Here is an 18,515-nt window from a genome sequence, read left to right on the forward strand (position 1 = left end):
CGCGGTCTCGGCTATCTGAGCCGGGACCGCGCCATTGTTATGGCCTCGATCAGCTCCGCGCTCACATCCGGCGGCCCACTCCGCGTGCCGAGGGAGGCAACGGGCCACCACCTCACGTCGAGCGACTCGTCGGACACCACGTGGGAGGCTCCCTCGGGTGCCACGGCCACGAACCGCACGTCCAGGTGGTGCACACCGCCGCGTTCCCCGCAGAACGGCACCTCGTGCTCGTCGAGGTGGATCGGCACACTGTCGATCTGGAGCCCCTCGATGCCCGACTCCTCCGTTGCCTCTCGCAGCGCGGCGTCGACCAGTCGCTCGTCACCGGCCTCGCAGTGCCCCCCGAACTGGAACCACCGCTTGGCGCGGGCATGCAGGGTCAGCAGGACCTCGGCGCCGCCCCGGGCGAGCACGACCGTGCTGGCCGTGATGTGGTCCGGATAGCAGGACCTCTCCAGCCCGTCCTGGTGGTCATAGAGGTGCCCTCCGAACCGGTCACGCAGCGCGGCCTGCTCGGCCGTCGGCGGCACCCAGGCCGTCAGGGTCTTCAGGGCGTCCCGATGCAAGGTCACTCCCCCATTGTCAGGGACGTGACACTGGCGCATGTCACAACACCAATGGGTCGGCTGGTGCGTCTCACGACACCAATGTCACGTCAGGGCCAAGCTGGTCCACACGACGACGGCGCCGGCCGCCAGACCGACCAGGGACTGGGCCGGATGAGTCTGATAGCGCCGGGCCGCAGGGATCAGCTCCCGCAGGCTCAGGGCGATCATCATCCCGGCGACCAGGGCCAGGGTCAGCACCAGCAACTCGGGCGGCAGGACAGCACGCAGCACGAAATAGCCCGCGAGGGCACCCACCGGCTCGGCGAGCCCGGCCACGGTGGCCCAGAGAATCGCCGTCCCACGCCGCCCCGTTGCGGCGAAGACCGGGGCCGCGACCGCCATGCCCTCCGGGACATTGTGGATCGCGATCGCCACCGCCAGCCCCACGCCGAGCTCCGGGGACTCAAGCATGGTCAGGAACGTCATCAGCCCCTCGGGGGCGTTGTGCGCACCGATCACCAGGGCGATCAGCAGGCCGCTGCGCCTCAGCCGCGGGTTGTCCTGCAGCCCGAGCCCGCCACCACCGCCATCACCCGCATCGACTCCGGCAGCCCCTGACGTCGCAGCGGGCTCGGGCAGCACGGCATCAATCAGCACCACCAGCGCACAGCCCACGGCGAAGGCACCGGCGGTCCACCAGAGCGGCCGCCCCACCCCGGAGTCGCGCAGCGTCGACAGGCTCAGCGGCAGGATCTCCACCACGGAGAGCACGATCATCAGACCGGCCGCGAAGGCCAGCCCGAACGCCAACGGTCCGCGCTGCCGCATCCCGGGATGCAGGGCCAGGAGCCCGCCGACGACGGTGGCCAGCCCGGCCAGGACGGTGGCCGCGATCGCCCAGATCACAGAGACCAGATCACAGACGCAAGATCACAGGGACCGGATCAGCGGAACGCCGCGTGCCCGGTCAGCGCCTGGCCGACCACGAGCGTGTGCATCTCGGTGGTGCCCTCATAGGTCAGGACCGACTCGAGGTTGGCGGCGTGCCGCAGCGGGGAGTAGTCCGCGCTGATCCCGTTGGCGCCCAGCACACTGCGGCACTCCCGGGCGATCGCCAGTGCGCGCCGCACATTGTTGAGCTTGCCCAGACTCACCTGGGCCGGCGCCAGGGTGCCGGCCTCCTTCAGCCGGGCCAGGTGCAGGGCCAGCAGCATGCCGGTGACGTAGTCGGCGGTCAGGTCGGCCAGTTTGGCCTGCGTCAACTGGAACCCCGCGATGGGGCGGTCGAACTGGACCCGACTGTCGGCATACGAGATCGCCGTCTCCAGGCTGTCCCGCGCCGCCCCCATCGCCCCGAAGATGATGCCGAACCGCGCCTCGGTGAGGCAGCTCAGCGGACCCTTCAGACCCACCACGCCGGGCAGGACCGCCGACTCCGGCAGGCGCACCCCCTCGAGCACCAACTCGCTGGTGACCGACGCGCGCAGGGAGAGCTTGCCCCCGATCTCCGGCGCCGAGAAACCCGGGGTGTCGGTCGGGACGACGAAGCCGCGGATCCCGTCCTCGGTCTGGGCCCAGACCACAGCGACCGAGGCGACCGAGCCGTTGCTGATCCACATCTTGGTGCCGTCCAGCACCCAGTCACTGCCCTCGCGCCGGGCGCGGGTGCGCATGCCGGCCGGGTCAGAGCCATGGTCCGGCTCGGTGAGACCGAAGCAGCCGATCGCCTCACCGGCCGCCATCTGCGGCAGCCACTCCTGTTTCTGCTCCTCGCTGCCGAAGCTGTGGATCGCCTGCATCGACAGTGACCCCTGCACGCTGACCAGGGAGCGCAGACCGGAGTCGGCTGCCTCGATCTCGGCACAGACCAGGCCGTATGCCGTGGGGCTGGCTCCTGCGCAGCCGTAACCGGTCAGGTGCATCCCCAGCACGCCGAGTCGGCCGAACTCCTGGGCCAGTTCCCGGACGGGTGCTGCGCCGTCGGTGTACCAGCCGGGCAGGTGCGGGCGGACGCGCTCGGTCAGGAAGTTGCGCGTCGTGTCCCGCAGGGCCAGGTCGTCCTCGCGCAGGCCGTGGTCCAGGGCTCCGAGCTCATTGGGGGTCCAGGTGCGTGCCATCAGTGCTCGTTCCCTTCCTCGGCTGAGCCCTCGGCGTCCTCCGCAGCGACCGGCGGACGGGGGTCTCCCGGCTCGTCATACCAACCACCATGCTCGGTCACGAGGCTCGCGAAGCGCTCGCGCAGTCCCTCATAGGCGCCACCACCTGCCGCGTCGGGCAGCCGCCCGTCGACGATGTGGACCGCCCACTCGTGGGCCTCGTCGTCGTCCTCGGTGCGCGCAGCCTCCCGGACGACGGAGACGTGGGCAAACCCCTCGTCCGCGAGCTCGTCTGCCACCGCCTCCGCGGTGTCCCTCTCGGGGAAGATCAACAGGTGCTCGGCCCCCGGCCGCTCGCTCGATGAGTCCATGGAGTCACTATCGCAGCCAGCCCTGCCCTGGGATGATGAGGCCATGACCGATTCCCTGCCTGTCGACTGCTGGCTCACCGACATGGACGGCGTGCTCGTCCATGAGGAGCGCGCCCTGCCCGGAGGGGCTGAGTTCATCGCCGAGCTGCAAGAGAGCGGGGTTCGCTTCCAGCTGCTGACGAACAACTCGATCTACACCCCGCGCGACCTCCGGGCCCGACTGGCCACCGGTGGCATCGAGGTGCCCGAGGAGGCGATCTGGACCTCGGCCCTGGCGACCGCCCAGTTCCTGGCGGACCAGCGCGCTGGCGGGTCCGCCTATGTCATCGGCGAGGCCGGACTGACCAACGCACTGCACGACGTGGGCTATGTGATGACCGACCGCGCGCCCGACTATGTCGTGCTCGGCGAGACCCGCACCTATTCCTTTGAGGCGATCACCCGGGCCATCCGGCTGGTCGAGGACGGTGCACGCTTCATCGCCACCAACCCGGATCCGACCGGTCCCTCGGCGCACGGCCCCCTGCCTGCGACGGGGTCGGTGGCCGCCCTGATCACCCGGGCGACCGGCGTCGACCCCTATTTCATCGGCAAGCCTAATCCCCTGATGATGCGCAGCGCCCTGAACCGCATTGACGCGCACTCCGAGCACACGGTGATGATCGGCGACCGGATGGACACCGACATCATCAGCGGCCTGGAGGCCGGTCTGCGCACGATCCTCGTCCTCACCGGCTCCACGAGCGCTGACCGGGTGGAGCGCTTCCCGTTCCGCCCGACGCGGGTGTGCGACTCGATCGCTGACGTCGTCCCGCTGATCCGCGAGTTTGCGCGGTCCGATATGGGACCAGAGTGACCCCTGAGGTGAACAACAGGTGAACATCAGGTCTGCTCCAGCGTGGCACAAGCGGTGATCGTCAGGTTCACAGTTTGACCAGATTCCCTGTCGTCCGTAAGTTGTGTCCGGGTGCCCGTGGGGGGTGCCCTTGCAAAGTTGCTGGCGCAGGCACGTCCTCGGACGATCCGGTTCCAGCTCCAACTGAATGGGGAATCGTGAACAAGAAGACGACACGCGGGGCCGTAGCGGCCGTCGCGGGGCTCGGGATGGTGGCAGTTGGCTTGATGCCCGCTGTCTCCGCGAGCGCTGCGCCGGACGCTGCCGACTCCAATGACGCGCAGATCAGCAGTGAGGTCACTGCCCAGCTCGACGAGAACGGCTCTGCCGACATCCTCGTGAGCCTGGACGGCAAGGCTGACCTGTCCGCCGCCTACGACATGTCGTGGGAGGACCGGGGCCAGTACGTCTACGACACGCTGCGCGCCCAGGCCGACAAGAGCCAGGCCGGCTTCCTTGCCGACCTGGACGCCGCCGGTGCGGACTACACCTCCCACTGGATCAACAACACCGTCGTGGTGAAGGGTGCCGACGCAGAGCTGGTCAGCTCCGTCGCCTCCAACGCTGATGTGAACAAGGTTGGCCTCCTCGTCGCCCCGGAGCTCATCGCTCCCGTCGAGAACGGTCCGGTCGCAACCACCAACGCCACCACCTGGGGCCTGGACGCCATCAAGGCTCCGCAGGTCTGGGAGCAGTACGGCGCCACCGGTGAGGGCATCGTCGTCGGCACGTTCGACACCGGCGCCGACGTGACCCACGAGGCGCTGGTCAACGCTTACCGCGGCACCGAGACCGGCAGCGACGACTACAACTGGTTCGACAGCAGCGGCCAGAGCGACACCCCCATTGACCACGGAGCAGAGATCGGCGTGCCGCACGGCACGCACGTCACCGGCACCATGGTCGGCCTGGCGGGCGAGCACCAGATCGGTGTCGCCCCCGGCGCCCAGTTCATCGCCGCGACGGGTTGCTGCGTTGATGGCGCAGACCCCTTCACCTCCTTCGAGTGGTTCGCCGCGCCGACCAAGGTCGACGGCACCGACGCTGACCCCAACATGCGTCCCAACATCGTCAACAACTCCTGGGGCTACACCGGCTACCAGGAGTCGCTCCCCGCGGACATGATCGCGGAGCTTGACGAGGGCATGCAGGCCTGGGAGGCCGCTGGCATCCTCGGCGTGTGGTCCGCTGGCAACGCCAACGAGTCCGTCGACGGCCCGGACCTGGAGCCGTGCGACACCATCTCCGCACCTTCCTGGCTCGACTCCGCCGGTTACGTCGTCGGCGCCACCCAGGAAGATGGCAACATCACCAGCTTCTCCAGCCGTGGCATGGGCCAGGACGGCGAGCCGGGTGTCGACATCGCCGCCCCGGGTGCTGCTGTTGAGTCCGCTGTCCCCGGCAACGGCTACGAGATGTGGGATGGCACCTCGATGGCTGCCCCGCACGTCTCCGGTGCGGTTGCGCTGCTGTGGAGCCAGTTCCCCGACCTGGTCGGCGACGTGGAGGGCACTCGCGCCCTGCTCGACGCCTCTGCTGTTGACCAGGCCGACCCCGAGTGCGGTGGCGACAACGCCAACAACCCGACCTGGGGCGAGGGCTACCTCGACCTGGTGACCCTGTTCGAGGCCGCTGAGGCCGCCGAGCCGGTCCCGGCCCCCGGTGTCACCCGCGTTGCTGGTGAGGACCGTTACCAGACCGCCGACGCAGTGTCCGACCTGTTCGGCGACGATGTCGAGACCGTCTACATCGCTTCCGGCGAGAACTACCCCGACGCCGTGACCGGTTCCCCGGCCGCTGCCCAGGGCAAGTTCGACACCGCGGGCATCATGGAGACCCCGGAGGGCAACGCCGCTCCGGTGCTGCTGTCCAAGGCTGGCAAGCTCACCAACGCGACCGAGGCCGCACTGACCGAGCTCGCTCCCGAGAACGTCGTCATCCTTGGTGGCGAGACCATCATCGGCGCCGAGGTCGAGGACCAGCTCGCGGCTGACTACAACGTCAACCGCGTCGCCGGTGCAGACCGCTACGAGACCGCCGCCAACCTGGCTGCGATGTTCGACGACACGGACAAGGTCTACGTTGCCGCCGGCAACGACAACGCCTTCTCCGACGCCCTCACCAGCTCGGCCCTGGCCGGCTCCGAGGACGCTCCCGTCCTGCTGACCAAGCCGGACTCGGTCCCGGCCGTCACCGCCGCTGCTCTCGAGGAGATCGGTGCTTCCGAGATCGTCGTCATCGGTGGCACCGAGACCATCAACGACGAGGTCTACGCCGAGCTCGGCGCGACCGGTCGTCTGGGTGGCGCCAACAAGTTCGAGACCGCTGCTGCGATCTCGGCCGAGTACGCCGCTGACGTTCAGACGGTCTACGTCGCCTCCGCCAACGACTACCCGGACGCTCTGGCGTCCTCGTCGCTGGCCGGCTCGCAGGACGTCCCGGTGATCGTTGTCAAGGGCACGCACGACGCGTCCGACGACAAGATCCCGGCCGTCATCAAGGACGCGCTGAAGACGCTCTCCCCGGAGAACGTCGTCATCGTCGGTGGCACCGAGGCCGTCGACAACAGCGTCCAGGAGTGGCTGGAGAACCCCGCCAGCTGGCAGGACTGATCTCACTGAGATCCTGAGCCCCCGGGCTCACTGCTAGACACCAGACCGCCGGGTCGGAGCATCAGCTCCGGCCCGGCGGTTCTGTGTGTCCGCCACCCTGGCAATCACCCTCGCAACGTTTCAGCACAGGTGTCCACGCTCATGGTTGACGGATGGGGTGGATGGGACCTACGTTGTTTCGGGGCGCCCGTGGGGGGTGCTCTGGATCACAGCAAGGGGAAAGAATGAAACACCGACCATCTGGCGGGCTGCCCAAGCGCACCCTCGCCGTGGTGGCGGGCCTCGGGATGGTGGGCAGCATGCTCACCGCCGCGACCGCCACTGCCACCACGCTCCCGGCCGACAACGCCGAGACGTCCGTCAGCGCTGCTGACTTCAAGGACGGCAACTACATCGTCCTGCTCACCGATGCACCGCTGGCGACCAACTCCAGCACCGCACCCGCTGCCGGCGAGAAGCTGGACGTCACCACGAGTGCCGCCACCTCCTACGCCGCACAGCTGGCCAAGGCCCAGGACACGGTCCTGGCTGAGATCGCGGCTGAGCCGACCTACCGTTACGACACGGTCCTGAATGGCTTCTCCGCGAAGCTGACCGCCGACGAGGCCGCTGCACTGGCCAACCGCGGCGACGTCAAGTCGGTCACCCCGGTGCAGATGCAACAGCTGCACTCCGACCCCACCTTCCCCGACGGCTCGGCATCGCCGATGACCGACCAGAGCCCGGACTTCCTGGGCCTGCGTGGCGAGGGCGGCCTGTGGGAGCAGCTCGGCGGAGCCGAGACCGCCGGTCAGAACCTGGTGATCGGCGTCATCGACACCGGCCTGGACTATGACAACGAGTCCTTCACCGAGGGCAGCGTCGCTGCTCCCCCGGAGGACTGGAACGGCGCCTGCGACAACGGCGAGGACGGCTCCTGGCCCGACGACGCCTGCACCGACAAGGTGATCGGCGCGGACTACTTCATGGACGGCTGGACCAGCCAGGGCGCCACCCCGGCACCCGGTGAGCACGTCAGCCCGGCCGACCAGAACAGCCACGGCTCACACGTGGCGAGCACCGTCGCCGGCTACCCGCTGACCCTGAGCGATGGCACGGACGACTTCAACATCTCGGGCATGGCCCCGGCCGCGCACATCTCGGTCTACAAGGTCTGCTGGGACATGGAGTTCGAGGGCGAGGCCTACAGCGGCTGCCAGAACGACGACTCCGCCGCGGCCGTCGAGAAGGCTGTCGAGGATGGCGTCGATGTCCTGAACTACTCCATCGGTGGTCCGGACCCCGGCTACAACAACGACCCAGTGGACGAGGCCTTCAAGAGCGCCGCTGCCGTGGGCATCTTCAACGCCAACTCCGCCGGCAACTCCGGTCCGGAGGGCAACCCTCCCGACGTGCCGGTCGGCAACAACGCGCCGTGGGTCGCCACGGTCGCAGCCGCAACCCACAAGGAGGCTGACTCCCCGACCGTCGCAGGCTTCTCCTCACGCGGGCCGGTCGACGTGGCCAACAACGAGCAGAACCTGCTCAAGCCCGACATCGGCGCCCCCGGCGTCGACGTGCTCGCTGCCGTCGTGGACGGCTGGGGCGAGATGAGCGGAACCTCCATGGCCTCCCCGCACATCGCGGGTCTGGCGCTGCTGCTGAAGCAGGCACACCCGGACTGGTCGCCGATGGCGATCAAGTCGGCCATGCAGACCACGGCGATTGACTACACCAATGACGAGTCCAACGACCCGTTCGTCGGTGGCACCGGCTTCGTCAACCCGCGCGAGTTCCTGGCCCCGGGCCTGGTCTTCGACGCTGGCATGGACGACTGGGACGCCTTCGAAGCAGACGTGACCACCGGTTACAACTACAACACCGGCTCACTGCAGATCGGCGCCCTGGGCGCCGATGCGCCCACGCAGGCCACCCGCACGGTGACCAACGTGACCGACGCCGAGGTGTCCTACACCGCGACGTTCGACGGCCCGGCGGGCCTGGAGGTCACCGTCTCCCCGGAGACCGTGACGATCCCGGCCGGTGAGTCCGCTGAGGTCACCATCTCGGTGCGCAACGTGGACGCTGCCGCCGACGTGTGGCAGAACGGCACCCTGACCTGGACCGGTGAGGGCCAGCCAGACGTCAACTTCACGGTCATCGCCCGCGGCGAGCAGGCACCTCCCGCTGAGGAGCCACCGCCCGAGGCACCCGGGGTCACCCGCGCGGCCGGCCTGGACCGTTACGAGACCGCCGACGCCGTGTCCGACCTGTTCGGCGACGACGTCGACACCGTCTACATCGCCTCCGGTGAGAACTACCCCGACGCCGTGACCGGTTCCCCGGCCGCTGCCCAGGGCAAGTTCGACACCGCGGGCATCATGGAGACCCCGGAGGGCAACGCCGCACCGGTGCTGCTGTCCAAGTCCGCCAAGCTCACCAACGCGACCGAGGCCGCGCTGACCGAGCTCGCTCCGGACAACGTCGTCATCCTCGGTGGCGAGACCATCATCAACGCCGAGGTCGAGGACCAGCTCGCGGCCGACTACAACGTCAACCGCGTTGCCGGTGAGAACCGCTATGACACGGCGGCCAACCTGGCCCTGATGTTCGAGGACACGGACAAGGTCTACGTTGCCGCCGGCAACGACAACGCCTTCTCCGACGCGCTCACCAGCTCGGCCCTGGCCGGCTCCGAGGACGCTCCCGTCCTGCTGACCAAGCCGGACGCCGTTCCCGCGGTGACCGCCGCGGCCATCGCGGAGCTCGACCCCTCGGAGATCATCGTCATCGGTGGCGAGGCCACCATCGACGCGGCGACCTACGACGAGCTCGGCGCCACGGGCCGTCTCGGTGGTGCGAACAAGTTCGAGACCGCTGCTGCGATCTCGGCCCAGTACGCCGCCGACGTTCCGACGGTCTACGTCGCCTCCGCCAACGACTACCCGGACGCTCTGGCGTCCTCGTCGCTGGCTGGCGCCCAGGACGTCCCGGTGATCGTTGTCAAGGGCGCGGCTGACGCGTCCGGCGACAAGATCCCGGCCGTCATCAAGGACGCGCTGAAGACGCTCTCCCCGGAGAACGTCGTCATCGTCGGTGGCACCGAGGCCGTCGACAACAGCGTCCAGGAGTGGCTGGAGAACCCCGCCAGCTGGGAGTGAGTCACACGCTCAACCCCTGAGCCCTCGGGCTCAAAGACACCACAACGGCCGCCGGCCCGGAGCAACAGCTCCGGGCCGGCGGTCTTGTCGTGTCAGGAAAGGGTAGCGCGGTCAGAACGGCAGCGCAGTCAACGGGCAGCGCCGTCACAACGGCAGCGCGATCAGAACGGCAGCGCGATCAGAACGTCAGCGGCCGCCACACCGCGACAGCGGTGCTCGAGGATTCCTGCCGCGGTCGGGTGCCCGGTCGCATGACGACGGCCTCGCCGCGCGGGCCGGCCGCGAACACACGGGTGCGGACCTCGAGTGCCTCGTGGAGCGCACGATTCTGCTCAAGGAGCTCAGCGGTCCGCGACCGCAGCGCCTCGACCTGGAGCTCGAGCTCCATGATCCGCTGGATGCCCGCCAAGCTGATGCCCTCGTCCTGCGACAGTCGCTGCACCTCGCGCAACCGCGTCACGTCGCGGGCGGAATAGCGCCGTCCACCACCACGGGTGCGTTGGGGCGTGACCAGCCCGAGTCGGTCATACTGCCGCAGCGTCTGAGCGTGCATGCCCGCGAGCTCGGCCGCGATGGAGATGACATAGACCGGCGTGTCCTCGTCCAGAGTGTTCCTGCGTGCCATCGGTCCTCCTCCTTCGCAGTATGCCGTGGGCCGGCCTGGTCACCGGCCTCACCCGCCGAAGCGGTCGGGGTCGGCGGGGGAAGCCAGGTGGGCCAGCCGACCAGTGAGCTATTCGTGGGCGCGTTGCATCAGCTCGGCCCGCGGGTCCGTGCCGTCCTCCTCCGCCGCGAGCGCCTCAACGGCCTCGCGGGCAGCGTCGGACAGTCGCTGCGGGACGACGATGCTGACCTTGGCCAGCAGGTCGCCGGTGCCGCTCTTGGCCTGGATGCCGCGGCCCTTGACGCGCAGCACACGACCTGACGGGGTGCCCGGTGCGACCTTGACCTTGACCGTGCCGCCGTCGAGGGTCGGGACCGCGACGGTCGCGCCCAGGGCAGCCTCGGCGAAGGTCACCGGCAGGTCGAGCGTCAGGTTGTTGCGGTCGCGGCCAAAGACCGGGTGCGGCCGGACGGAGACGACCAGCATGAGGTCGCCGTTGGGCGCGCCGGGGTCGCCGGCCATGCCCTTGCCGCGCAGCCGGATCTTCTGACCGTCCTTGACCCCGGCAGGGATCCGGGTGGTGACCCGACCGCCGTCAGGTGTCTGCAGAGTGACAGTGTCGCCACTCGCTGCCTGCACGAAATCGATCGTGGTGCGTGCCTCGACATCCCGGCCACGGCGTGGGCCGCGCGTGGCCTGGAAAGGTGACCCACCGGCATACTGGCCGCCGCCAAAGCCACCCCCGAGCAGGTCCTCGAGGTTGATCCCCTGCGCGCCGCCTCCGGCAGTGCTGAAGCGGGTGCCCCCGCCACCGCCTCCACCGCCGAACATCTGGGCGAAGACGTCCTCGAACCCGGCGCCGCCGCCCCCGCCCGGGCCCCCGGCGGTGAATCTTGCACCGCCGCGGGACATCGCGCGGACCGCGTCATACTGCTGGCGCTGCTCGGGGTCGGACAGGACCGCGTAGGCCTCGCCGATCTCCTTGAACTTCTGCTCCGCGACGGTGTCCCCTGGCTTGGCGTCGGGGTGCCACTCACGGGCAAGCTTGCGATAGGTGCTCTTGATCTTTTTGTCGTCCGCGTCGGCGTCCACGCCGAGGATCGCGTAGAAGTCCTTCTCGAACCAGTCCTGGCTGGCCATGTGTCCTCACCTCCCGCATTTTCGTAAAGGTTTCGTACGCCCAACCCGCATTTTCATAAAGGTTTCGTACGCTCCACCCGCATTTTTCGTAGGGGTCTCGCACGTCCCACCCTCATCTCGTCGGGTTGTTCGTAGGGGTTGTGCTGTCGCCGGTCTGTGACCGGCGGCTGGTCGGGGCGGCGCCAGTGCACCGCCCCGACCACCTTTGATCATGCCGGGTCTGCCACCGCAACGCGCGCGGCGCGCACGACCCGGTCGCCGACCTTGAAGCCCGGCTGCATGACCTGGACGATCGTCGTCTCGGTCGCGCCCTCGGGCAGGTCGGCCTCCGGCAGGTGCATCAGCGCCTCGTGGACGGCGGGGTCGAAGACCTCACCGACGGCTCCGAGTCGCTCGACGCCAAACTTGCCCAGGGTCGTCTCGAGCTTGTCGGCGATCGCCAGCAGCGGTCCCTCGGTCAGCTCGCCGTGCTCCCTGGCCATGTGCAGGTCGTCCAGCACCGGCAGGAGCGACTCGACAACCGCGGTGGTCCCGGCCTCGCGGTCGCGGACCCGGTCGCGGTCGACCCTGCGCTTGTAGTTGACATACTCCGCCTGCAGGCGGCGCAGGTCCTCGAGCCGGTCGGACGCGAGCTGGGTGTCGGGGTGGGCCTCGGAGTCCGTCGTGCCGCCAGGCAGCGACTCTCCGACGTCACCGGCAAAGGCGTCGTCACCCTCGGCCAGCACCTCGCCGTCCACAACCTCGTCACCCGTCTCGGGACCCACATTCTCGGGGTCCACACCCTCGGGGGCCACGGCCTCTGCCTCGGCAGCGGGCCTGCGGACCTCTCCGGTCTCGGGGTCGAGGCGACGCTTGTCCCGGATCACCGGGCCGGTGGGGCCTTCGGACTCAAAGTCCTGCGGTCCCCCGGCTCCGGTGGTCTCGGTCACTTGGACTCCTCGTCGTCGACGACCTCTGCGTCCACGACGTCCTCACCTGCGGCGCCCTGCCCGTCGGCGCCCTCGCCGCCCGGGAAGCCCTCGCCGCCGGGGAAGCCGGCGCCCGGAGCGCCCTCGCCACCCTCGGCCGCCTGCGCGGCATAGATCGCCGAGCCCATCTTCTGGCTCTCGGTGGACAGGACCTCCATCTTGGCCTTGATGTCCTCGTTGCTCGCGCCGGACTCCGGCTTGAGCGCCTCCTTGAGGTCGTTCAGGGCGGTGTCGACGGTGCCGCGCAGGTCCTCGGGGACCTTGTCGCCGGAGTCAGTCAGGAACTTCTCGGTGGAGTAGACCAGCTGCTCCGCGGTGTTGCGGGTCTCGGTCTCCTCGCGACGGGCCTTGTCCTCCTCGGCGTGAGCCTCGGCGTCCTTGACCATGCGCTCGATCTCCTCCTTGGGCAGCGCAGAGCCACCGGAGATCGTCATCGACTGCTCCTTGCCGGTGCCACGGTCCTTGGCGGACACGTGCACGATGCCGTTGGCGTCGATGTCGAAGGTGACCTCGACCTGCGGCACGCCGCGGGGAGCCGGGGCGATCCCGGTCAGCTCGAAGTTGCCGAGCAGCTTGTTGTGCTGCGCGATCTCACGCTCACCCTGATAGACCTGGATGCCCACCGACGGCTGGTTGTCGCTGGCCGTGGTGAAGACCTCGCTGCGCTTGGTCGGGATCGCGGTGTTGCGCTCGATCAGGCGGGTCATGATGCCGCCCTGGGTCTCGATGCCCAGGCTCAGCGGGGTGACGTCGATCAGCAGCACGTCCTTGCGCTCGCCCTTGAGGACACCGGCCTGCAGGGAGGCGCCGACGGCGACGACCTCGTCCGGGTTGACGCCCTTGTTGGGCTCCTTGCCACCGGTCAGGGACTTGACCGTCTCGGTGACTGCCGGCATACGGGTGGAACCACCGACCAGGACGACGTGGTCGATCTCGTTGACCGAGATGCCCGCGTCCTTGATGACCTGCTCGAACGGAGCCTTGGTGCGCTCCAGCAGGTCGTTGGTCATCTGCTCGAACTGCGCGCGGGTGAGGGACTCGTCCACGTGGATCGGGCCGTTCTCACCCATCGAGAGGTACTGCAGGTTGATGTTCGTGCTGGTCGAGGAGGACAGCTCCTTCTTGGCCTGCTCGGCGGCGTCGCGCAGTCGCTGCATGGCGATCTTGTCCGTGGCCAGGTCGACACCCGTGGTGTTCTTGACCGTGGTCAGCAGGTGCTTGACGACACGCTCGTCCCAGTCGTCACCACCGAGCTTGTTGTCACCGTGGGTGGCGCGGACCTGAATGGTCGCGAAGCCGTCCTCGGCGTCCTTGCCCACCTCGAGGAGGGACACGTCGAAGGTGCCGCCACCGAGGTCGAAGACGAGGATGAGCTCGTCCTCCTTGCCCTTGTCCAGGCCGTAGGCCAGGGCCGCAGCGGTCGGCTCGTTGACGATGCGCAGCACGTTGAGCCCGGCGATCTCGCCAGCCTCCTTGGTGGCCTGACGCTCGGCGTCGTCGAAGTAGGCCGGCACGGTGATGACCGCGTCAGTGACGTCCTCACCCAGGTAGGACTCGGCGTCCCGCTTGAGCTTCATCAGGGTGCGGGCGCTGATCTCCTGCGCGGTGTAGGTCTTGCCGTCAATGTCACCGGACTTCCAGTCGGTGCCCATGTGACGCTTGACGGAGCGGATGGTGCGGTCGACGTTGGTGACCGCCTGGCGCTTGGCGATCTCGCCGACGAGCACCTCGCCGCCCTTGGTGAAGCTGACGACCGACGGGGTGGTGCGCCCACCCTCGGCGTTGGCAATGATGACCGGCTCGCCACCCTCAAGAACGGCGACTGCCGAGTTGGTGGTGCCCAGGTCGATACCGACTGCACGTCCCATGCGATGACTCTCCTGTATGTCGTGTGGTTGGCCAGAGCGTCACGGCTCGGCCAGGTCTTCGGTTCCCAACTTGCTCCTTTGACCCGGTCATTGTCAAACCAGGACTCAGTGAAGTTGAGTACACATTGCTCAACTTAGGTGCTTCCCGGTTTATTTCCCGGCCGGCGGCATCGCCGCGGCCGAGGGTGTAGGTTCTCAGCCAAGTTGGCCATTTCTCACTTTGTTGTCAGTCGCGTGTCAGATTTCTCACCCATCTGTCAGGCGGGCACGATGGCAGTGTGCGCGTGCGCGAGGTCTCCTTGCGGTACTGCAACGGCGCCGGTGACGAGGTCACGACGACGTGGCGGGAGGCGCGCGCCGAGCTGATCGTCGAGGGTCTTCCGGTCCGCATCCCGCCGTCCTACCGGGGACAGGGGAACTACCCGGGACTGTTCTGGTCAGCGACAAACCAGAGGACCCTGGTCTACGAGAGCTTGCTCGAGCTGGACCGGCTCTGGTTGGCGGACTTCGACCAGGCCGTCGTGGGAATCGCGACCCAACCGTTCCAGATCACCGGCAGCGGCACCGGCCCCCAGCCTTCGCATGTGCCAGATGTCCTCCTGGTCCACGTCGACCGCACGGTCACCTTGGTCGACGTGAAACCGACCGAGCTCCTGGACAAGCCCGCGGTGCGGGCCCAATTCGACAGGACACACGGGTTGTGCCGAGACAAGGGCTGGCACTACGAGGTCTTCTCCGGCGGAGATCCCGTGGTGCTGCGCAACATCAAGACCCTGGCTGTCGGCCGTCGCCCCGAGCGACTACCGGCCGTCGTCCTCGACCAGGCACGGGCGGTTCTCGCTCCAGGAGACGTCACCCTGAGCGAAGCCTTCGCCCGCAAGCCGGCGACTTGCGACAACGTCTCATGGCGCGTGGCTGTCCTTGGGTGCCTGTGGCGAGGCGAGGCCTGGGCGAACCTGCAACAACCTTTGTGCGCTGAGACGGTGCTGGCCTCCCCAGCGGGGGTTCTGGTGTGAGTACGGACAGCCTGGACGTGTCAGTCGGTGCCCGACTCTGGTTCCAGGGAAGCGCCTGGACCGTGGTCGAGCACGACGGCGCCACTGTGCTGCTGCGCTCTGGCGACAACCTCAGGAAGGTTCACGCGCCCTCACTCGTCGGCCTCGCGCAGCCACTGGATGACCAGGTGGACGAGGGTCAGTCACAGACGGAACTCGATGCTGTCGTTCTCTCCGCCCTGAGTGCCACCCAACGCCGGGCGGTCGAGGCCGAGGCGCAAGTCTTCGACGACCTCGTTCTCGGGATGATCGAGGTCCCGCTTGAGGAGAGGTACCAACGGGCGGGTGAGCAGCTGAGGATCTCTGCGCGTACAGCACGGCGGCGGGCCGCCCGCTACGCGGACCGAGGCCTTGTCGGTCTGGTTGACGCACGCCTGCTCCAGACTTCCCGTCGATCGGTCGCCCAGGAATGGGACCAGGCGTGCCTGCAGGTGCTCGATTCGTTCAAGGATCTCTCGAACCCCACGATGAAGTCGGTGCTCAGCAAGACGAACGCGCTCTACCTTCAGGATCACCCTGGGGCAGCAGTTCCATCCCAGGCAGTGGCCTACCGCCGACTTCGAGAGCTGGACAAGGGGCATTACACGTTCGGGGCGGCCAAGCAACGTAGGTCGGTGGCCGAACGGCCGCAGGGCGTGCTGGGCAGGTTGCGGGCGGACCGGCCCGGCCAGTACGTGGTGCTGGACACAACTCGCCTGGACGTGTTCGCGATGGAGCCGGTGACCGGTCGGTGGGTCAACACCGAGCTGACGATCGCGAAGGATCTCTACTCCCGTTGCGTCCTCGGCCTGACCCTGAGGGCTGTGTCGACCAAGGCGCAGGACGTGGCATCGGTGCTGTTCCAGGTGGTCACGCCGCAGCAATGGGGACCGACTGTTGAGGGCGAGGTGCCGGCGCCCTACGTCGGCATCCCGGACGAGCTAATCACGATGACTACGGGTGCCCTACCGGACACGATCGTGGTCGACCACGGCAAGGTGTACCTGTCCGGGCACACCAAGGCCGTGTGTCACCGTCTCGGGATCAACATCCAGCCCGCGATCCCGCACAAGCCGACGGACAAGCCCACCATGGAACGATTCTTCCGGACGCTGCGACAGCAGCTTCTGGAGCACCTACCCGCCTACAAGGGCCCTGATGTCCACTCACGCGGCAAGGACGTGGAGGCCGAAGCGTTCTACTACGTGCCCGAGTTGGAGGCGATCATCCGCGAGTGGGTCGGGATCTACCACCACACCCCTCATCGGGGTCTGTGCGACCCGCGACTGCCGGGCGTGGACCTGTCCCCGGCAGAAATGTTCGCCCGCGGCATGGCCGTCGCGGGCGTGCTGCGACTTCCGGCTAGCCAGGACCTGCGCATGGAGTTCCTCGACGTGGCATGGCGCACGATCCAGCACTATGGCGTCGAGATCGACGGGCGCCGCTATGACGGCCCTGGCCTGAACCTGCACCGCGGCACCCGGTCCCGACACGGTGGCGCCCACCCCGGCAGGTGGCCGATCATGGTCGACCGTGACGACGTCCGCACCGTCTTCTTCCAGGACCCTGACACCGGGTCTTGGCACGATCTGGTGTGGGAACACGCACCGGGCCTGGATGCTCCGTTCAGCGACGAAGCAGCCGCCTACACCCGGCGGCTGAGCCTGAGAGAGGACAGGCACGTCGACCCGGCCTCGGCGTTGGCCGACCTGCTGCAGCGATACAGCAAGGGCGAGGTCACCAAGAGGCGCGAGCAGAACCTCGCCCGACGACTCGCCACCCAGCCCACCCACGAGCCCGGAGCGGGCACGGCGACTCTGGATACGGCTTCCACACCGGGAGTTGTCGACCTGCTGGCCCATATCGACCGTCGCCGCACCGATCCACAGGTCACCGATGACCTGGATGTGTTCGAGCGCTACTACGCAGAGCACCCGGACACGGTCGGGTTGGAGGTGTTCGACGAATGAGCGTGCCGAACGCGTGGGCGGCCTGGTTGGGCGAGTACGACACCGCCAGCTACCAGTTGTCCCGCAAGGCCGGGTGGGACGCTTTCGTGAACGCAGCACCCCGGCCCAGGTTCGAGGTCCTGACCCGCGCCGAGATGCGGGTCTTGGATGAGGACGCCCTGGCCGACTACAACGAGGCCAGGTGCGTGTGGAACGCCAACCCGCCGACCATCAAGACCCAGCAGTTGACCCGGGCCTTCCAGGTCCTGGACCAGGTGATGGCCTCGGGCCGCCGCGACGGGGACAAGCTGCGCGGCTCTGCGGTCGTCGACGCTGAGCCCGGATTGGGCAAGACGACGATCGCGACCCGGTTCGCCCGGGATGTACATCGACGCGAGTACCTCCGCCACTCCCCAACCACCGCCGATGGCAGTCAGCGGCTGCCGGTCGCGTTCGTGCCGCTGGCCGCTGGGGTCACGTTGAAGGGTTTGAACCAGCAGATCCTGAAGTTCTACGACCATCCCGCCGCGGAGCGCGCGAATAACCGGACGCAACTGACCTCGCTGGCCGTGGACTGCGTCACGACCTGCGCGACGCGGCTTGTCGTGATCGATGACCTGCACTTCATCGACTTCCGGCACAAGAATGGTATCGAGGTGTCTAACCACCTCAAGAGCCTGGCCAACGCGCTACCGGTCACGTTCTTGTACGTCGGGGTGAATCTGATGGCTAAACGGTTCTTCGACGAGGGCATGGACGGTGAGCAGGCCGTCTACGCGCAGATGAGCCGGCGGGCGACCCGGTGCCCGGTTACCCCGTTCAGCATCGAGGGCGACGCCGGCGCCCGCGCCTGGAGTGACCTACTGTCCACCTTGGAGCGGCACCTCATCCTGGCCGATGGCGAACCGGGCATGCTGGTCAGCCAGGCCAAGGAGCTGCACCGCCGCACCCAGGGCCGGATCGCGTCCCTGACTAACCTCATCGACCGCGCCGCCTACTTGGCCATCGCCTCCGGGGCCGAGACCATCAACCCCGGTGTCCTCGACTCCGCGTTGACCGACAATGCCGCCCACGGCCTGGCCGGCACGGCCTGACCCGCAGTCCGCAGGCCAAGGCCGCGGGCTGCGGGGCGTGCCTGGTGGGTATGACATCAACCGGTGGCCGATCGCCGTCCCACCAACCCCGGAGGAGCACCCGGTCACCTGGTTGTGGCGCCTGGCCTACCGGTACGGCTTGAGTGTCTCCGCGACCCTGCGGGCACTCGACGTGCCCGTCACCCAGGCTTCAGTT

14 protein-coding genes are annotated in these 18,515 nt (G+C 68.2%); 6 read left to right on the forward strand and 8 right to left on the reverse strand.

Annotation, left to right across the window (positions count from 1 at the left end):
• Positions 1-11: 11 nt before the first annotated feature.
• The 4 genes from NF556_RS19290 to NF556_RS19305 all read right to left on the reverse strand — a co-directional run bounded on the left by NF556_RS19290 (position 12) and on the right by NF556_RS19305 (position 3,015).
• Complete coding sequence (locus NF556_RS19290; protein ID WP_252592807.1) at positions 12-572, reverse strand: NUDIX hydrolase; 561 nt, start codon at positions 570-572, stop codon at positions 12-14.
• A 78-nt stretch (positions 573-650) separates the two neighbouring features.
• On the reverse strand, positions 651-1,454 hold the full coding sequence (locus tag NF556_RS19295) for a ZIP family metal transporter (protein WP_252592808.1): 804 nt from the start codon (positions 1,452-1,454) through the stop codon (positions 651-653).
• A gap of 38 nt (positions 1,455-1,492) precedes the next feature.
• A complete protein-coding gene (locus NF556_RS19300; protein WP_252592809.1) occupies positions 1,493-2,665 on the reverse strand; it encodes an acyl-CoA dehydrogenase family protein in 1,173 nt (390 codons plus the stop codon).
• A complete protein-coding gene (locus tag NF556_RS19305; protein WP_252592810.1) occupies positions 2,665-3,015 on the reverse strand; it encodes a ribonuclease E inhibitor RraB in 351 nt (116 codons plus the stop codon). Before NF556_RS19305 ends, NF556_RS19300 begins: the two co-directional genes overlap by 1 nt.
• Positions 3,016-3,058: 43 nt before the next feature.
• Between NF556_RS19305 and NF556_RS19310 the strand changes: the two genes are divergently transcribed.
• The 3 genes from NF556_RS19310 to NF556_RS19320 all read left to right on the forward strand — a co-directional run bounded on the left by NF556_RS19310 (position 3,059) and on the right by NF556_RS19320 (position 9,662).
• Complete coding sequence (locus NF556_RS19310) at positions 3,059-3,871, forward strand: HAD-IIA family hydrolase (protein ID WP_252592811.1); 813 nt, start codon at positions 3,059-3,061, stop codon at positions 3,869-3,871.
• 266 nt (positions 3,872-4,137) lie between these two features.
• Entirely contained in the window at positions 4,138-6,522 is a 2,385-nt protein-coding gene (locus NF556_RS19315; protein ID WP_252592812.1) for a cell wall-binding repeat-containing protein, read from the forward strand.
• A gap of 224 nt (positions 6,523-6,746) precedes the next feature.
• Positions 6,747-9,662, forward strand: coding sequence for a cell wall-binding repeat-containing protein (locus NF556_RS19320; RefSeq protein ID WP_252592813.1), 2,916 nt, complete (start codon positions 6,747-6,749; stop codon positions 9,660-9,662).
• A 178-nt stretch (positions 9,663-9,840) separates the two neighbouring features.
• Here NF556_RS19320 and NF556_RS19325 read toward each other — a convergent pair whose 3' ends face one another.
• From NF556_RS19325 to dnaK, 4 genes are all read right to left on the reverse strand, one after another.
• The gene (locus NF556_RS19325; RefSeq protein WP_252592814.1) at positions 9,841-10,287 is read right to left on the reverse strand and encodes a heat shock protein transcriptional repressor HspR; all 447 of its coding nucleotides are present in this window, start codon (positions 10,285-10,287) and stop codon (positions 9,841-9,843) included.
• Positions 10,288-10,395: 108 nt separating this feature from the next.
• On the reverse strand, positions 10,396-11,406 hold the full coding sequence (locus tag NF556_RS19330; RefSeq protein ID WP_252592815.1) for a DnaJ C-terminal domain-containing protein: 1,011 nt from the start codon (positions 11,404-11,406) through the stop codon (positions 10,396-10,398).
• Between the two features lie 209 nt (positions 11,407-11,615).
• Positions 11,616-12,335 (reverse strand): nucleotide exchange factor GrpE, encoded by a 720-nt coding sequence (locus NF556_RS19335; protein WP_252592816.1) that lies wholly within the window; start codon positions 12,333-12,335, stop codon positions 11,616-11,618.
• The gene (gene dnaK / locus NF556_RS19340; protein WP_252592817.1) at positions 12,332-14,242 is read right to left on the reverse strand and encodes a molecular chaperone DnaK; all 1,911 of its coding nucleotides are present in this window, start codon (positions 14,240-14,242) and stop codon (positions 12,332-12,334) included. The genes NF556_RS19335 and dnaK overlap by 4 nt, the downstream gene beginning before the upstream one ends.
• 284 nt (positions 14,243-14,526) lie before the next feature.
• On the opposite strand from dnaK, the gene NF556_RS19345 reads away from it, so the two are divergent.
• The 3 genes from NF556_RS19345 to NF556_RS19355 are packed head-to-tail and all read left to right on the forward strand — an operon-like array spanning position 14,527 to position 18,319.
• Positions 14,527-15,258 carry a TnsA-like heteromeric transposase endonuclease subunit gene (locus NF556_RS19345; protein ID WP_252592818.1) on the forward strand — a complete coding sequence of 244 codons (732 nt, stop codon included), beginning with the start codon at positions 14,527-14,529 and terminating at the stop codon, positions 15,256-15,258.
• Entirely contained in the window at positions 15,255-17,246 is a 1,992-nt protein-coding gene (locus tag NF556_RS19350) for a transposase (protein ID WP_252592819.1), read from the forward strand. Before NF556_RS19345 ends, NF556_RS19350 begins: the two co-directional genes overlap by 4 nt.
• Positions 17,243-18,319: an ATP-binding protein gene (locus NF556_RS19355; protein ID WP_252592820.1), complete on the forward strand. Its 1,077-nt coding sequence runs from the start codon at positions 17,243-17,245 to the stop codon at positions 18,317-18,319. Before NF556_RS19350 ends, NF556_RS19355 begins: the two co-directional genes overlap by 4 nt.
• Positions 18,320-18,515 lie beyond the last annotated feature (196 nt).

Source organism: Ornithinimicrobium faecis, assembly GCF_023923225.1.
Lineage (GTDB): Bacteria > Actinomycetota > Actinomycetes > Actinomycetales > Dermatophilaceae > Ornithinicoccus > Ornithinicoccus faecis.